This window comes from Anaeromassilibacillus sp. 1001302B_160321_C8 (genome assembly GCF_015554745.1).
Classification (GTDB): domain Bacteria; phylum Bacillota; class Clostridia; order Oscillospirales; family Acutalibacteraceae; genus Anaeromassilibacillus; species Anaeromassilibacillus stercoravium.
On record NZ_JADNJD010000001.1, the window covers coordinates 42,260 to 58,989 of the forward strand.

A 16,730-nucleotide genomic window follows, 5' to 3' on the forward strand; every position below is an offset into this window, starting at 1 on the left:
GAAAGGACACGCGCATCTTGAGGAAAAGGAGTTCCAGAGAAGCATTTTAAGAAATCTGTGGATCGGGCTTCTTTGCTTCCTCCTCATAGGTGGTGATATAGCGCCGCACACGGAAATGCGCCCCTGTCTGCTTGCAGAGCGCTTCGCAGGCGGCGAGTTCCTCCTTGGGGGTCCCGTTGTCCACCACCGTCATATCGACCTCCGGCACATATTGTACCACGTCTTTTGTGAAGGTTAAGATGGCGGGCAAGGCATCCAGACCGTATTTGGGATGGCAAAGCTCTACGTATTTCTCCGGGGTGGAAGCATTCAGGCTGACCGAAACGGCGTCCACCAAGCCTTGGAAGGACTTTGCCGTACTCCGGCCGTTGATGAGGTCGGACAGGCCGTTGGTATTGACCCGGATGGAGATGTCCCGGATGCCGCGGACTTTATTGCAAACCCAAAGAAGGTCGTCGAGGCGGCAGGTCGGTTCGCCGTAGCCGCAAAAGACCAGTTCGCGGTATTGGCTGAGATCGTGCTGGGCAAGAGCGGCCATGATCTCCGTCTGTGTCGGTTCGCGCTCCAGCCATAAGTTGTCCCCGGTTCCGACGCTTTTGCTGTGGGTGCGGATGCAGAAGTCGCAGGCGCACGGGCAGCGGTTTGTGATGTTTAAATATAGGGTGTGCCCCAATACATAGGCGATATTGTCATAGAAATCGCTCATACGGAAGCCTCCTCCAAAGGAATTCCAAACAGGCGTGACGCATTCTGCTGCGTTGCTTTGAGCAGCTCTTCCACGGGCATCTGGCGGATCTCCGCAATGCGTTCCGCAGTTTTGGCGATCATGGAGGAGTCGCAGCGCTTTCCGCGGCAGGGGACGGGCGCCATATAGGGCGCGTCGGTCTCCAGCAGAAGGTGGTCCAGCGGGACCGCCGCGGCGACCTCCACCGGCACGCGCGCATTTTTGAACGTGACCGCGCCGCCCAGCCCGATGTACATCCCCAGGCGGACCACTTCGCGCATCATCTCCACGCTGCCGGAAAAGCAATGGACAACCCCCTTGGGACGGTATTTGCACAGCAATTCCATCGTGTCCCCGTGTGCATCTCGGTCGTGGACAATGACGGGAAACCCTCTGCGGTTGGCGAGTGCGAGCTGCTTGGCAAACCATTCCCGCTGGACCTCGCGGGGCGCGTTGTCTTCAAAGTGATAATCCAAGCCGATCTCACCGACTGCGACGACCTTGGGCGCGTCCAAAAGGGTTCCCACTTCGTTCAATGCCTCGTCAGGGGTGTCGTTTACACATTCAGGGTGGATTCCCACCCCTGCATAGATATAGGGATATGCTGCCGCCAACGCCACGGCGTCGCGGCAGCCCTGCAAATCCGCGCCCACGTTGACAATCCGGCATATACCCTGCGCGGGGAGATTCCGAAGAATCTCCCCGCGGTCTTGGTCAAATGCCTCGTCGTCGTAATGTGCGTGTGAATCAAAAATCAGACGTTCCATACATAGAATCCCTCATCAATGGATGCGGGAGCCGGCCGGGACGCCATCCACAAAGATCACCCGGACGCTGTCCTCGCTCTCGTCCGCGGCCAAGATCATGCCCTGGCTTTCCACGCCGCAGAGCGTAGCCGGCTTGAGGTTTGCCACCAAAATCACGCTGCGTCCGATCAGATCCTCCGGCTTGTACCAGGCGGCAATGCCGGAAGCGACCACGCGCTCCCCTTCGCCGTCGTCCAGTGTGAGCTTCAGGAGCTTCTTTGCGCGTTTGATCGGCTCGCAAGCCTTGACCTTTGCCACGCGCAGCTCCACTTTCTCGAATGTGTCGATCCCAATTTGTGCTAAGCCCTCAATGTGCTTTTTCTCGGGCTCTGCGCGATTGGGGAGTAGTTTGTTCAACTCTTCGATTTCCTTCTCCACGTCGATGCGCGGGAACAGGGTCTCCCCTTTGGTGACCACGGCGGTCGGCGGGAGCAAGCCCCACTTGGAGGAGGACTCGTAGGTGAGAACTTCCGGAATAGCGCCGATCTGCTGCTGAATCTTCGGAGCGGTTTCCGGCATGAACGGAGCGATCAAAATCGAAATGATACGCAGCGTTTCACAGAGGTTGTACAAGACGGTCGCCAGGCGCGCGCGCTTCGTAGCGTCCTTGCCCAAAGCCCACGGCATGGTTTCGTCGATGTATTTATTGGCGCGGGCGATCAGCTTCCAGATCTCACCCAGCGCGTTGGAGAATTGATACTTGTCGATCGCGGCGTCGCATTTGCCGCGCAGCATGGAAGCCAGCGTGATCAGCTCGCCGTCCGGCGCCGCAGCGCAGCGCTCGCGGGGAAGCGCGCCGCCGAAGTATTTTTCCACCATCGCCGTGGTGCGGGAGAGCAGGTTGCCCAGGTCGTTCGCCAAGTCGGAATTGATGCGGTTGATGAGCGCCTCATTGGTAAAGACGCCGTCCGCGCCAAAGGGGATTTCACGCAAGAGGAAGTACCGGATGGCGTCAACGCCATAGCGCTCGCAAAGGATGAGCGGGTCCACCACATTGCCCTTGGACTTGCTCATCTTGGTGCCGTCGCCAAACAGCAGCCAGCCGTGGCCGTAAACCTGTTTGGGAAGGGGCAGATCCAATGCCATCAACATCGCAGGCCAAATGATGGTGTGGAAACGCACGATCTCCTTGCCGACAAAATGGACGTCGGCCGGCCAGAACTTGCGGTACATCAAGTCGTTGCCGGAGCTATAACCTAATGCCGTGATATAGTTGGTCAGCGCGTCCAACCAGACATAGATCACATGATCCGGGTCAAAGTCCACGGGGATACCCCAGGAAAAGCTGGTGCGCGTGACGCACAGGTCATCCAAGCCTTGTTTGATGAAATTGATCATCTCATTCTTGCGGCTTTCCGGCTGGATGAATTCCGGGCGTTCCTCATAGAGCTTCAGGAGACGGTCGCCGTATTTGGAAAGACGGAAGAAATAGGCCTCTTCCTCCGCCCATTTGACCTCGCGGCCGCAGTCCGGGCACTTGCCATCCTTGAGCTGAGTCTCCGTCCAGAAGGATTCGCAGGGGGTGCAATACCAGCCTTCGTATTTGCCCTTATAAATTTCCCCTTTTTCATAGAGGGCACGGAAAATTTTCTGGACCGCGCGCATATGATATTCATCCGTCGTGCGGATGAAGCGGTCGTTGCTGATGTTGAGAAGTTTCCAGAGGCTCTGGAAGCCTGCGACGATCTTATCCACATATTCTTTTGGGGTAACGCCTGCTTCCGCAGCCTTTAATTCGATCTTCTGGCCATGCTCGTCCGTTCCGGTCAAAAACATCACGTCATATCCCTGAAGACGCTTATAGCGGGCAATGGCGTCGCTCGCCACGGTGCAATAGCTGTGGCCGATATGCGCCTTACCGGATGGATAGTAAATTGGCGTGGTGATATAAAACGTTTTTCTCTCCATGTCATTTCGCTCCTACTGTTCAGTCTACACATTTCCCGCGCGATGACTATATCGGCCGGGAAAATATGCAAAAACATTCTCCATATAGAGGTTGCCTTGCATGATATAACATCCATATTATACTCATTTTAACGAGGGTTTTCAATCGCATAAAGAAATACAGGTCGAATGTGAAAGATTTTAACGGCAATTCACAAAAAAAAATACGCTTCGAGGGGACTTGCCTTTCTCGAAGCGTATTTTCGATAAGCGGAGGAAAGATTACAATCCGGCATTATCCGTGCCACTAGTACCATAGAGGAATTCCCGCAGCAGGCGGCAGTTTTCCGGCAGGTCGGGCACAAGCACCATGCCGCTGCCTTGGATCGTCTGATCCTCATAGGCGTTTGGATTGGGGACGGCCATGGTTTCCATCTCATAATTCATAATGGATGGGGCCATCGCAGCCAAGGCGAGCAGATCCCCGTCGCTGAGGTTGGTTTCTACATAGGGCAGGTAGTCATACATCAATTTGCTGAATTCCACAGGGTTGAGTTCCTTCATGCGGGCAATCATCGCTTCAACAACCTGGCGTTGGCGGCCAGTGCGCCCAAAATCGCTGTCGGTTGCACGGATGCGGGCGTAGTACAGGGCGAGGCGGCCATCCAGGTGGTTGACGCCTTCGTGCAAATTGCTGCCCATATTCCGGTTTTCCTCGGCTGCGACTTCGGCCGACATATCGATATCGATGCCGCCCATCTTATCGATAATCGCTTCGAAATTTTCAAAATTTACCGAGACATACTTGTCGATATTCACACGGAAGTTGTTTTCAATGGTCTGCATGGTTAAAGCTGGGCCGCCGTTGGCATAGGCGGCGTTCAGTTTGGTCTTTCCGACGGTTGGGATTTCGAGATAGAGGTCGCGCAGGAAGGAGACCAGACGGAGCTTTTTGGTCCCGTTGTCGATGGAAACCAACATCGTGGTGTCGGAACGGTGGCTGTTCCCATCGTCCCCATTGTCCGCGCCGATCAATAGAATATTGGTGACCCCATCTTTGGAAATCACATCCCATGTGGGGGCGGCTTCGGGCTGTTCCACATATTGGGATGTGTCCACCCCTGGACGGTTGGGACGGCTCACCATCACGCCGGCATACGCGACGACCCCCAGCACAAGCACAAGCGCTACAGAAAAAACTGTGGCAAGGACCCGGTGCCCTCCACGCTTCTTTTTGCGCCGGCGGTCCGCTTTCCGGCTTTTGGCGCTCTTGACAGCGGCCCGCTTATTGCTGCTGGAATAAATATCGCGGTCAACGTAATTGTACCGGTCGATTTCTCCTCGATACTGCCGGGGCCCTTTGCTGCTGGAATAAATATCGCGTGAACCGGATCGCGTATACGTATTTCGTTTGTCCATTTTGTCACTCCTCATCCAATTAACACGGCTTGTCCTTATCAATAAGAATACAAATCAAAAGGGCCCAATTTGGCATCCTCGCTCTATTCTATTGCATTCGGCATGGCATGTCAATCATTTCTGGGCGGGTGGAATTTCTTTCCTTGGACAGGTCTTGCTTTTTTACAGGCATTTTAACTTAGAATTCAGAATATCGTAACAAATTTTGAAAGAACAACGGGTATAATAAAATGCTATAGCAACTCATTATCATGGAACAGGAGGAAAACGCCATGCGGACAACGGGGAAGAAAAAAAGCCGCGCAGATACGCGGAAGCTTTTCATTCGGATTGTGGCATTGGGATGCGCACTGTTGATTGCAGGTTCCGCCTTATTGATGGCGTTCCTGTGAGATTGCAGAAGGAAAAGGAGGGTTTGTAATGGTAGGAAAAGCGACAAAGGAAGCCACGCTGTCGGTCCTTGGGATGAAGTGTGAGCATTGCGCGGCCAACTTGGAGAATGCGCTTTTGAAGGCGGATGGGATCGAAAAGGCAAAGGTGAGTTTTGCAACAAAAACCGCCCAGGTTGCCTATGACGAGTCGAAAATCGACCTGTCCGGCATTTCCAACGTGGTCAGCGACGCCGGTTATCAGGTCGGCGATTGATAGAGGCAAACAGATTCAAATTTGAAAGATCCCGCTGGAAGGAATGTCCGGCGGGATCTTTTTTCGTTTATCGTTTTCTCTTTTTGTCCGACTATACTCCGGTAGATTTCGAAAATTCCTTTGGCTTTTACACTGGCGCTTAAAAGCAGTCTTCGAAGCCGGACGGTTTCCGCTTGAAAGGCGCCATGTGGACAGGTGTCAACGGCTATGCTACAATGAACGCACAGACAATCGAATTCTGCTGGGAGATAGGAGAATGGATTTTCGAACCTTAGAAGAAGCCCATCAAACATGGCAAGAGATTCGGGTGATTGGAAGAACCATCGAACGCAAGGGTAAAAAATATCACATGGTTGGCATGACCCTGGCGGACGAAGCAAAGCTCTATATCTTGGAACCATATGAGGAATCCGAACATGGGCGGCGTCGGAGAAAGGGAATCCGGAATCATAGAAGAATCCTCAAGGAGCAGGGAAACCCGGATGTTTGCTATTTGCACTGTAGCGACATCTATTTGGGCAAGGAGCGGTTACAGGTGCAAGGGGGCTCGAGCGGCCCTTTGATGGATTCTTTCCTGGATTACGGCAATGTCCAACTCTTCCTTGCTATGATGAGCGCCGGCTGGGTGGTCCCCGAATGGCTCAAGCACATGGCATGGGAGCGTTTGCAGCTGGTCACCCTGGAGATTGCGGATCGGCAGACGTTGCCAAACGTTTCCGAGAAAACGCCGGTCACCATCCGGCACAGGCCGGACCCCATCCAGCATATCCTGGAAAAAACCGTCACGTTAACGGTGGGGAAAAGCCGCTCGTTCCGTTTCTTGGACCATTCCGGAGATTCAGTAGCGTGTTATATCAATCGTGTTACGTTGATCGATGTATGGAACGAGTTGGAAGAACAATTCAACCATCCGCGATATACAGAGGGCCTTTCACCGGAACAATTGCAGCAGGTCAAACGCAATTGCTTTGAAGCCTTGGAACAAAGCTGTCCAAAGGGAATGTGTTATGTCGGGATTGAATACGAATGCAGCAAGGATATGAGTCTGCAATTCTATTCCAAGGAATATTTGAGATCCCGCCCGGAAGAACACAGGGGGAGTTCTGCTTTGCTGGGGATGAGATTAAAACCGGATCGGGCAACGGGAACGCACGGCCTTCCGCTCCGGGGGAGTGTGATCGAGACAGCGGTCCCGCCGGACACCGTAAAGATTCCTGCGGAGTTGTTTTTTGCCTTTGAAAAAGTCGAAGAATGGGAGGAACAGGTATAGGGATGTTCCATTCCTGGCCACTATAAAAATAGGCATTCCGTTCTCTTTTGGTAAGACCAGGCAATGGAGTTGTATCCGGGAAAAGGAAACAGATAAAAACCGGCGGCCAGCCCCAAACGGGACTGGCCGCTGTCTTTATGCTTAAACTTGTATGCAAGGAACCTCCTGCCAGAAACGATCAAAACCTGGAGGGTTGCCCATAGGATGGCTGATGAGCCGCCAATGGAACGTCATTTGCAAACCGGCGCCGGTTCCGTGGCTCTTTCTGCTGGAAGCTCGTCCCCTTTTGTAAAATGCATGGCCAACCATACCGCCAATATGCCGCCCACCAGCTTACAGGCCACATAAGCGGCCACCACGTTTCCCGTGGATACGCTGGAGACAAACGCCAATTGCCCGCCGAAGACAAACGCGCCCGTTGCGGCGAATGCAGCGTTTGCGGCTTTCCCGCGTGGGTCCATCCGGCTGTACAGCGGCAGCATGGAGAGGCTGGACGCAACGCTGACAAACAAGCCGGCGACCGCGTACCGGTTCATCCCCAAGCGGCCCGCCAGCTTGTCCACGATCCCGCCGCAGTGGGCCAGAAGCAGCCCGCAGGCGACGGTCGATCCGCAAACCACGACCGTGCATTTCAAGGCGATGGTCAGCGCTTCAAAGACGAGCGTGTCCGGGACCATCGACCATTCGGGCACGAATACGCCCGCCACCACAATGCAGAAGAGCACGATGCCCGCAGCGCGGACGAACAGTCCAAGCCCAGAGAGGACCCGGATACAGGCGCGCGGGGCAAACCGCAGCGCCAGGCAGAGGATCGCGCAGAGAAGCAGCACCGGCCATAGGTTGGCGAGCAGCGAGGGGACTGGCAATCCGGCCAGCAGCCCGCCCACGGCAAGGGCGGCGGGCATGGCCACAATCCCCCAGAGGATGCCCCGCATAAAGCCTCCCACTTCGTGGCTTTCCAAGCTTCCCAGGGAGGTGGGCAGGACAAAGCTGATGAGGCAGCCGAGCAGGGAGGAGAGCATCGCACCGGAATAGGCAGCTAACGCGGGGGTGGCCGCAAGCTGGCTGGCGATCGGATAGCCGCCCAGGTCCGGCGCGAGCAGCGCGCCCGCCAGGATCGAGGGGTCGAACGGGAGGACGCTTCCCCAGGCGGAGAGGATCTCCGGATGGGACCCCAGCGCGGCCACCGCCACGCAATACACGCCGGACATGGAAAGGCAGAGCGGGCCCATGGCGGCCAGACCACGGTCGAATTCTTCGGCAACCCCCAGTTTGCCGCCGATGATCTTATCGACTGCGCCCAGAAGGGCAAAAAGGAGCAGGATTGCAATCAGTGCATTCATGCGCTTACCGGGTGAGCGGCGCGCAGGCGGCCTTTAGCCATTCCCGCTCCCGGTCGTTCAGGGAACTCTCCAGGGTCCGGTATACGGTCTCATGGAAATTGTTCAGCCACGTCAGTTCGGCGTCGTCCAGCAGTTCCACCTTGACCGGGCGGGTGTCGATCGGACAATACGTGATCGGTTCAAAGCAGAGGAATCGGCCGTACTCTGTGGTGTCCCACTCCTTGCAGACCAGCTCGTTCTCAATGCGGATGCCGATTTTCCCTTCCTCATAAACGCCGGGCTCGTCCGTGATGGTCATGCCGGGCTGGAAAACAGCGTGGTTGTTTGTGCGCAGGTTTTGCGGGCCCTCATGTACGCCGCCGACAAAGCCAACGCCGTGGCCGGTGCCGCAGCGGTAGTCGATCCCGTGCTGCCACAGGGGGCTGCGCGCGATAATATCCAGGTTGCCGCCGGTGCAGCCCTCCAGGAAGATCACCTTGGCGATGTCAATGTGGCATTTGAGCACCCAGGTGTAGTAGGTCTTTTCCTCGTCGGTCAGCTCTCCCAACGAATAGGTGCGCGTGATGTCCGTCGTGCCGTCCAGATATTGGCCGCCGGAATCCACCAGCAGGAACCCGTGAGGCTCCAGCGTGGCGCAGGTCTCCGGGACAGCGTGGTAATGCATCATCGCGGCATTGGCGCCATAGGCGGGGATGGTGTCAAAGCTTTCTCCCAGGCAGAGCGGCTGCTCCCGGCGCAGGGTGGCAAGCATCTCCGTTACGTCGCATTCGGTTACGGCTTCCCCGCGCGCCATCTTGTCCTCCAAGGCCATCTGGAAGCGCACCATGGCAACGCCGTCTTTCACATGGGCGTTCTTGATGTTTTCAATCTCGACCTCATTCTTAACGCCCTTGAGCTGCTGAACCGGTTCCTCACCCGCCAGAAGGGTGACGTTCGGATTCGCTTTCCAGGCGTTGTACAGGGTATAGTTCAACCCGTCGGGCTCATAGAGCGCGGTCACCATTTGGTCAATCGCGGCGATGGCGTTTGCAACGTCCTCATAGGCGGCAGTTTGCACCCCCTCTTTGGCCAGCGCGTACTGGGCCTCCTGCGGCAGGCGGCTCCGGTTGATAAACAGCGTGGCGCTGTCCGGCAGGACCAGGCAGTAGGCCATGGCGACCGGCGTGCAGGCGATGTCGTCCGCGCGCAGGTTCAGAAGCCAGGCGACGCTGTCCAGGCGGGAAACCAGCATGGCATTTGCGCCCTTTTCCTGGAGTTTTTCGCGGAGCTGGGCCAGCTTTTCCGCCGCGGTTTTGCCCGCGTATTTCACATCGAGCAGCCACGCGGGGGTTGCAGGCGCGGCCGGACGGCCCTCCCACAGCGGCGTGACGAAGTCGATATCGCGGATCGAAATATGCTTCTTTTCAAAGGCTTTGTTCAGTTTTTCGACGGTCGATGTGGCGGTCACCATGCCGTCCACACCCATCACGCCGTTTTCCGGAAGCGTGTCTGCTAGCCATGCGGGGATTTCCGGCGTGCCTTTCTGCGCGATGCGCATCAGTTCGATGCCGCTGCCCGCAATCTGGCGCTCCGCCTGGATGAAATAGCGGCCATCCACCCAAAGCGCGGCGGCGTCCGCTGTGACGGCCAACGTGCCGACCGAGCCGTTAAAGCCGGAGAACCAGCTTCGCGCTTGGTAAGAATCGGGCAAATATTCGCTCATATGGGGATCGGAGGACGGGATTAAAAAGCCGTCGACCCCTGCTTCCTTCATTGCAGCGCGCAGGGCCGCAATGCGTTCTGGGACTGTTTTCATGGGAACTCCCTCTTTCCATATAAAATAAAGTGTAATTTGGTTTTATCCATTTTCCCTTCCCCATTCTATCCTCTCATCGTGCATTATGCAAGAGGGGAAACTACTTGTGGAAGAAAACGCCCATACCGGCGCAGGCATGGGCGTTCGAAAGAGCCGTTTCTGTGGGATGGAAAACGGGCAAAAGAAAAGCCGCCCGAAGGCGGCTAAGGAGGAATAAACAAATGAATTAGGAGGCTGTGCGCTTTTTGCGCTTCCGGCCCCGGCGCGGTTTTGGCGGGGCGTCCTCCTGGGATTCCACTTCGGCGGTCGTTTCCGAGGGTTGCACGCAGGCGGGGAGGTAGTCCGGCGGGGCTTTGGCAAGGTCCGTCAGGACGAGGCCGTCCAGGGAGACCTCGAAGAACCACGCGAGCTTGAGCAATATAAGAAGAGGCGGCAGGGTACGGCCGGTCTCATAATAGGTATAGGAAGAGCGCTCCACGTTTAACCAGAGTGCAACCTGCCATTGGGGGAAATGAAAGGCCTTGCGCAGGAAGCGGAGGTTTTGCGAAAGATAGATCATTTTGAATCGGCCTCCCGGGTTTCTTCCAGGGCCACGCGGACCGCCTCGACGACAAATGCAGAGAAGGTGCAGTTTGTCCCCTTGATCTCTTCTTCCACTTGTTCGATCAGATTGTTTGGAAATCGGATGCTTTTGTTTGTAGTGGATGGAATGGAGGGAATTTGAAACCGTTTCATGCACAGGACTCCCACGGCGCAATTGTTTATAAGAATATTATGCAATGGAAATGAGGGATTGTATGCATCACAATTGTGCTACAGGATGTGCGACAAATGTATTATATTTTCGGCAATGGGGATTCATTCACAATGGAATAGAGTCCCCCACAAAAATTTTTACTTGACAATCGGTGAAAGTTGTTTACACGAAATTGACAGAGTTAAAATTCTAATTTATAATTTAATTAGAGAATGTTTGAAATCTTTTGGCACCCTTTGGCAAAGTCTATATTTGGAAAGGCAGGGAGATTAGGATGAAACAAAAACGGTTTTTTATTGGCGTGGCCATGGCATTTCTTGTGGGCGTGATGGCGGCCTTTCCGCTGTTCCATGACTCCCAGGAACCTTTTTCCGGAGAAATGCCCAGAGACAAGGATATTGAACAGCAATCGGACGAAGCGCCCAGTGCCCTTTTGAAAATCACGCAAATGTCGGAGCCGGTGCTTCTGGGCAAAACCGGACAAGCCGCTGGCGAGGTAGCATACTCCTTTTCTGTAGAGCCTTTGACGAGTGGGATCAAACATATTTCTTTTCTTTCCGGAAACCCGGATGTCAAATTTGTGGAGTATGTTCTCCTGCCGGAGGATGATTCGGACAATGTAGAAGAGGGCTTTGCAGAAAACCGCGTGCTCCGGCAGAGTACATCCCAGCAGCTTTCCCCGGATGGGACCATTCCCTGCAATGCAACAAAATGGTTGGAAACCCCGGTGGAAAGAGAGGTTGCCGGCGGGGAGGAAGTGGAAATCCATTTGGAGTTCCCAGTGAAACTGTTGCCGGAAGAGGGCGTCCGGCCGGAAGGGTCAAATGCATGGGGAATGGACGGCTTTTCCCTTTATGCGTTGCTGACGGACGGGCAGGGGCAACAGGCGTTGCAGGAGATTCGTTTTGAAAAGCAGGACGGCATGTCCCTGGAGGCATCCGTTTTCAGCCGGGATTTGGAAGATGTGGCGGAAATCGAAACCCCTTCGGAGGTCATCACGAAGGAGCTGCACGGCTATCGGTATATCTATGCTTCCCCGGAAAAGGTGGAACCGGTCTATCATTGTACCCACATGGATTCCGCAACGGGAACCGTTTTGGAAGGCGATTTGACGCTGTCGCACACCACGCAAATGGGGGATGCGGTTTATGCGTATTACGACGGGACGGTCACGGGCGTCAAAGAAGGGAATGCGTTTTCGGAGCTTCCACATGGACAAAGCGTATAGTTTTTACTCTGTGAAGATTGCTTCCTAGAGAATTGTATCATTGTGGATGGAAAAGCCTGTCCTGCAAAAGAGCAGGGCAGGCTTTTGACCTTATGTATTTGGAAAGCTGTTTTCATAGAAATCCAAAAAATGGACACTTGCATGCATTCCTCCCGCAGGGTTTCATCCTCTGTGGGAATCTGCGCGCCATAGGTTTTGCATGGTTCCCAATTTGAAGGGGTGAAGGGTTCCAAATCGAATTGTTCCTGAATGGCGGCGATGCCCGTCTGAAAATCCATGGTGGCTTCCGCAAAGGCGGCGTCCGGGTCTTCAAAGACCGGCATACCTTTGGAATTGACCCCCATTGCATAGGCAGGTTTTCCCGCGAGAAAATCGGGAACCTGTTCTTCAGAAATCGGACTTATCCCATTTCCATAGAGATTCTCCATCCGGTTTTGATGAAAAACCCAGGCGAGCACAGCAGCAGATACGATCAAGATGCTCAGGATAAAACAAACCCATCGGTTTCGGTGCTTTTTCATAGTCGCATCACATTCTCCAGTAATTGTTTCATCACACGGTGTTGTTAACAAGAAACATAGGATTCACGATCATAATAGAATAAAAGGAAGATAAAAGCAATATCAAGAAACGCTTTCAAGCAAGCGCAGACGCCTGGAATCTTTTCTTATAAACGTGTTTCCGCAAAATCCCTGTCAATTCTTTGGTCACAATTCACGATTTGTTCTTTCCTTTTCCCCGTACCTATGGTATAATAACACCCGTATGCTCAATACTGAGATGAATAATCGGTTTTTTATAACCATTTTGAGGTGAACGTTCATGGGTAATATTCTCAAAGCCTTCTTTGGCAACTACAGCAAGCGCGAGTTAAAGCGCATCCAGCCCCTTTGCGACAAAGTGCTCGCACTTGAAGAAAAATACAAAGCGCTGAGCGACGAGGACTTGCAGGCGCAGACCCCTGCTTTAAAGGAACGCTTGGCCAACGGCGAAACGTTGGACGACATCCTGCCCGACGCATTTGCCGTCTGCCGTGAGGCTTCCGCCCGCGTGCTGCAGATGCGCCACTTCCCGGTGCAGATCATCGGCGGCATCGTGCTCCATCAGGGCCGCATCGCCGAGATGAAGACCGGTGAAGGTAAAACGCTTGTGGCGACGCTCCCCGCGTATTTGAACGGCTTGGCAGGCAAGGGCGTCCACGTGGTTACCGTCAACGACTATTTGGCCCGCCGCGACTCCGAATGGATGGGCAAGCTGTACCGCTTCCTTGGACTGTCGGTCGGCCTGATTGCCCACGATATGGACAATGCTTCCCGCCAGAGGGCTTACAATGCCGACATTACCTATGGTACGAACAACGAGTTCGGCTTCGACTACCTGCGCGACAACATGGTCATCTATAAGGAAAACAAAGTGCAGCGCGGGCACAATTTCGCCATCGTCGACGAGGTTGACTCCATCCTCATCGACGAAGCGCGTACCCCGTTGATTATTTCCGGCCAGGGGGACAAGTCCACCGAGCTGTATAACATTGCGGATGCATTTGCGCAGACGCTCCATATGGTCAAGGTCGCCGACCTGGATACCAAAGAGGACAACGACGAGCTCTATAAAGACGCGGACTATATTGTCAACGAAAAGGCCAAGACCGCAACGCTGACCCCGTCCGGCGTAAAGAAGGCAGAAGCGTATTTTAATGTAGAAAACTTGACCGACGCAGACAACATCACCCTCCAGCACCACATCAACCAGGCGATCAAAGCGCGCGGCGTGATGACGCGCGACATCGATTATGTGGTCAAAGACGGGGAAGTCATCATTGTCGATGAATTTACGGGCCGTTTGATGTATGGCCGCCGCTACAACGAGGGCCTGCACCAGGCGATCGAGGCCAAGGAAGGCGTCAAGGTTGCGCGCGAGAGCAAGACGCTCGCCACCATCACCTTCCAGAACTTCTTCCGCCTCTATACAAAGCTCTCCGGTATGACCGGTACGGCAATGACGGAAGAGGACGAATTCCGTGAGATCTATAAGCTCGACGTCATTGAGATCCCCACCAACCGCCCGATGATCCGCCAGGATCTGCCGGACGTCGTCTATAAGACGGAGCAGGGCAAGTTCAATGCGGTCATCGATGACATCGTCGAGCACCACGAAAAGGGCCAGCCGGTGCTGGTCGGCACAATCTCCATCGAAAAGTCCGAGCGGCTGAGCCAATTGCTCAAACGCCGCGGCGTCAAGCACGTGGTCTTGAACGCAAAGTACCACGATAAGGAAGCGGAGATCGTCGCACAGGCCGGTAAAAAGGGCGCGGTGACCATCGCCACCAACATGGCCGGCCGTGGTACGGACATCATGCTGGGCGGCAACGCCGAGTATATGGCGAAAGCGGAAATGCGCCGTATGCAGTACCCGGAGGAGCTCATCAGCGAGGCGGATGCGCATTCGGATACCGATAATGAAGAGATTTTGGAGGCGCGCAAGACCTTCCAGGAGCTCAACAACAAATATAAAGAAGAGACGAAAGGCGAGGCCGACGAGGTCCGCGAGGCGGGCGGCCTGTATATCATCGGTACGGAGCGCCATGAATCCCGCCGTATCGACAACCAGCTGCGCGGCCGTGCCGGCCGTCAGGGCGACCCGGGCATGAGCCGGTTCTATATCTCCCTGGAGGACGACCTGATGCGTCTGTTCGGCGGCGAGCGCATTACGCAGATGATGAATACGCTCAAAGTCGATGAAAATACGCCGATTGAGGCGGGCATGCTGACCAAGACCATCGAGGGCGCCCAGAAGAAGATCGAGGGCCGCAACTTTGGCATCCGTAAGAACGTCTTGCAGTACGACGACGTCATGAGCCGCCAGCGTGAGATCGTCTATGGCCAGCGCGACCAGGTGCTCAACGGCGAGGATTTGCGCGACCAGATTGTCAAGATGATCGAGCAGGCGATCGAGGCGCAGGTGGACAAATATTTGCCCGCTGCAACCCTGCGCGACGACTGGGATTTGAACGGCTTGCGCGAGCATTATATGGGCTGGCTGATCGGCCCGGACGATTTGCAGTATGACGAGACCGAGATGGAGAAGCTGGAACCCGGCTTTGTGAAGGATGAACTCACAAAGAAGGCCATGGAACAGTACGAAGCGCGTGAGCAGGCGTATGGCGACAAGGTCATGCGCGAGTTGGAGCGCGTCATCCTTCTCAAGAACGTGGACCGCGAGTGGATGGACCACATCGACGCGATGGAAGAGCTGCAGAAGGGTATCCGCCTGCGCGCCTATGCCCAGCGTGACCCGGTTGTGGAATACCGTCTGGAAGGCTTCGATATGTTCGACGAGATGATCGCGACCATCCGCGAGAACACCGCCCGCATGATGCTCACCGTGCAGCTGCGCACGCAGGAGGAGCCGAAGCGCGAGCAGGTGGCGAAGCCCACTGCAACCAGCGCCGACGGCACCGATACCGCCCAGCCTGTGCGCAAGGGCAAGAAGATCGGCCCGAACGATCCCTGCCCCTGCGGGAGCGGCAAGAAGTTTAAGAAGTGCACCTGCGCAGAATACCATCCTCAGAATTGATGGATTAAGTTAAGCGCGTTTAACCGTTTTGTAAAAAGAAATGGCATAGTTACCCCTTGGAATAACCGGTGGTTCCGGGATTCCAAGGGGATTTTTTTATGCCAAGAACGGAGAGGATCGGTCATTTTTCACACATAAATAGAGGGATTTTTCAAGCAATTGGACAGGACGACCACTGGTTAAATCATGGCTCAAAAATGCATATTAATTTTATTTTGATCTAAACTAAGCTTAACCTGTTTTTAACATTCCGCCGATAGAATAAGCTCGTACTTAAAGAAACCATGAAGAAAAATGTAAGGAGCAATGAAACATGAAAAAAGTTCTTTCGATTCTAATGGTACTGGCTATGATGTGCACGAGTATGGCGTTCGTTGGATGCAGCTCTGCAGTAGAGGGACAGTCCGAGACTCCGTCTTCCCAGGCAGCGGACAATGCGGCGGGCGACGATGCGGAAGCACCTTCCTCTGAGGAAGCGACCACAGAATTGAGCGGCGACCTCACGCTGAATGGTTCCACCTCGATGGCGAAGGTTTGCCAGGCACTTGGCGAAGCATTTATGGCGAAATATCCGGATGTGACCGTGACGAAGAGCGGCAATGGTTCCGGCGATGCACCGGAAGCTGTTAACTCCGGCACAGCCCTGATCGGCGACCTGTCCAGAAACCTGAAGGATGAAGAAAACCCGGATCAGTTTGAAATCAACCAGATCGCAATCGACGGCATCGCGATTGCAGTCAACAAGGATAACCCGGTCACCGAGTTGACCAGCGAGCAGATTACGCAGATCTTCACCGGCGAAATCACCAACTGGAAAGATCTCGGCGGCAATGACCAGGCGATCACCGTGATCGGCCGTGAAGCGGCTTCCGGCACGAGAGACGGTTTCGAATCCATCTTTGGTTGCGAAGGCAACTGCAAATATGCAGCGGAAGTTACTTCCACCGGTGAGGTTGTCTCCAAGGTCGGTTCTGACCCGTCTGCAATCGGCTACGTTTCCCTCGACTCTGTAAACGATTCCATCACGGCTTGCAAGGTTGACGGTGTAGAAGCTACAGAGGAAAACATCATTGATGGTTCCTACAAGGCACAGCGTCCGTTCATCCAGATCTATAAGAAGGGCTCTGACAGCGAGCTGATTAAAGCTTGGTTTGACTTTGTATACTCCGACGAAGGACAGCAGATCATTTCGGATGTAGGGCTTGTACCGGCACAATAAAAAATAGCCCCGGAGCGCTTGCTCCGTATGAAATGCTCCGGCGCTCGGTTTGGGTGCCGAA

13 protein-coding genes are annotated in these 16,730 nt (G+C 54.6%); 5 read left to right on the forward strand and 8 right to left on the reverse strand.

Going from position 1 to position 16,730, the window contains the following annotated elements; all coding sequences use genetic code 11:
- Positions 1–46: 46 nt before the first annotated feature.
- From I2E77_RS00200 to I2E77_RS00215, 4 genes are all read right to left on the reverse strand, one after another.
- On the reverse strand, positions 47–706 hold the full coding sequence (locus tag I2E77_RS00200) for a TatD family nuclease-associated radical SAM protein (protein WP_195450383.1): 660 nt from the start codon (positions 704–706) through the stop codon (positions 47–49).
- Positions 703–1,491, reverse strand: a complete 789-nt coding sequence (locus I2E77_RS00205; RefSeq protein ID WP_195450384.1) for a TatD family hydrolase — start codon at positions 1,489–1,491, stop codon at positions 703–705. Before I2E77_RS00205 ends, I2E77_RS00200 begins: the two co-directional genes overlap by 4 nt.
- Positions 1,492–1,506: 15 nt before the next feature.
- Entirely contained in the window at positions 1,507–3,438 is a 1,932-nt protein-coding gene (gene metG, locus I2E77_RS00210; protein ID WP_087229728.1) for a methionine--tRNA ligase, read from the reverse strand.
- Positions 3,439–3,699: 261 nt separating this feature from the next.
- The gene (locus I2E77_RS00215; protein ID WP_195450385.1) at positions 3,700–4,836 is read right to left on the reverse strand and encodes an LCP family protein; all 1,137 of its coding nucleotides are present in this window, start codon (positions 4,834–4,836) and stop codon (positions 3,700–3,702) included.
- Positions 4,837–5,256: 420 nt separating this feature from the next.
- On the opposite strand from I2E77_RS00215, the gene I2E77_RS00220 reads away from it, so the two are divergent.
- Positions 5,257–5,481 carry a heavy-metal-associated domain-containing protein gene (locus I2E77_RS00220; protein WP_087229734.1) on the forward strand — a complete coding sequence of 75 codons (225 nt, stop codon included), beginning with the start codon at positions 5,257–5,259 and terminating at the stop codon, positions 5,479–5,481.
- A gap of 256 nt (positions 5,482–5,737) precedes the next feature.
- A complete protein-coding gene (locus tag I2E77_RS00225) occupies positions 5,738–6,751 on the forward strand; it encodes a hypothetical protein (RefSeq protein ID WP_195450386.1) in 1,014 nt (337 codons plus the stop codon).
- A 230-nt stretch (positions 6,752–6,981) separates the two neighbouring features.
- On the opposite strand, the gene eutH is transcribed toward I2E77_RS00225, so the two are convergent.
- From eutH to I2E77_RS00245, 4 genes are all read right to left on the reverse strand, one after another.
- Complete coding sequence (gene eutH, locus I2E77_RS00230; RefSeq protein WP_195450387.1) at positions 6,982–8,094, reverse strand: ethanolamine utilization protein EutH; 1,113 nt, start codon at positions 8,092–8,094, stop codon at positions 6,982–6,984.
- Positions 8,095–8,098: 4 nt separating this feature from the next.
- Entirely contained in the window at positions 8,099–9,889 is a 1,791-nt protein-coding gene (locus tag I2E77_RS00235; RefSeq protein WP_195450388.1) for an aminopeptidase P family N-terminal domain-containing protein, read from the reverse strand.
- A gap of 226 nt (positions 9,890–10,115) precedes the next feature.
- Positions 10,116–10,448, reverse strand: coding sequence for a hypothetical protein (locus I2E77_RS00240; protein ID WP_195450389.1), 333 nt, complete (start codon positions 10,446–10,448; stop codon positions 10,116–10,118).
- A complete protein-coding gene (locus I2E77_RS00245; RefSeq protein ID WP_191395435.1) occupies positions 10,445–10,624 on the reverse strand; it encodes a YlcI/YnfO family protein in 180 nt (59 codons plus the stop codon). Before I2E77_RS00245 ends, I2E77_RS00240 begins: the two co-directional genes overlap by 4 nt.
- Positions 10,625–10,920: 296 nt before the next feature.
- Between I2E77_RS00245 and I2E77_RS00250 the strand changes: the two genes are divergently transcribed.
- The 3 genes from I2E77_RS00250 to I2E77_RS00260 all read left to right on the forward strand — a co-directional run bounded on the left by I2E77_RS00250 (position 10,921) and on the right by I2E77_RS00260 (position 16,669).
- A complete protein-coding gene (locus I2E77_RS00250) occupies positions 10,921–11,874 on the forward strand; it encodes a hypothetical protein (protein WP_195450390.1) in 954 nt (317 codons plus the stop codon).
- An 822-nt stretch (positions 11,875–12,696) separates the two neighbouring features.
- Positions 12,697–15,450, forward strand: coding sequence for a preprotein translocase subunit SecA (secA, locus tag I2E77_RS00255; protein WP_191362735.1), 2,754 nt, complete (start codon positions 12,697–12,699; stop codon positions 15,448–15,450).
- A 313-nt stretch (positions 15,451–15,763) separates the two neighbouring features.
- Complete coding sequence (locus I2E77_RS00260; protein ID WP_087229762.1) at positions 15,764–16,669, forward strand: phosphate ABC transporter substrate-binding protein; 906 nt, start codon at positions 15,764–15,766, stop codon at positions 16,667–16,669.
- Positions 16,670–16,730 lie beyond the last annotated feature (61 nt).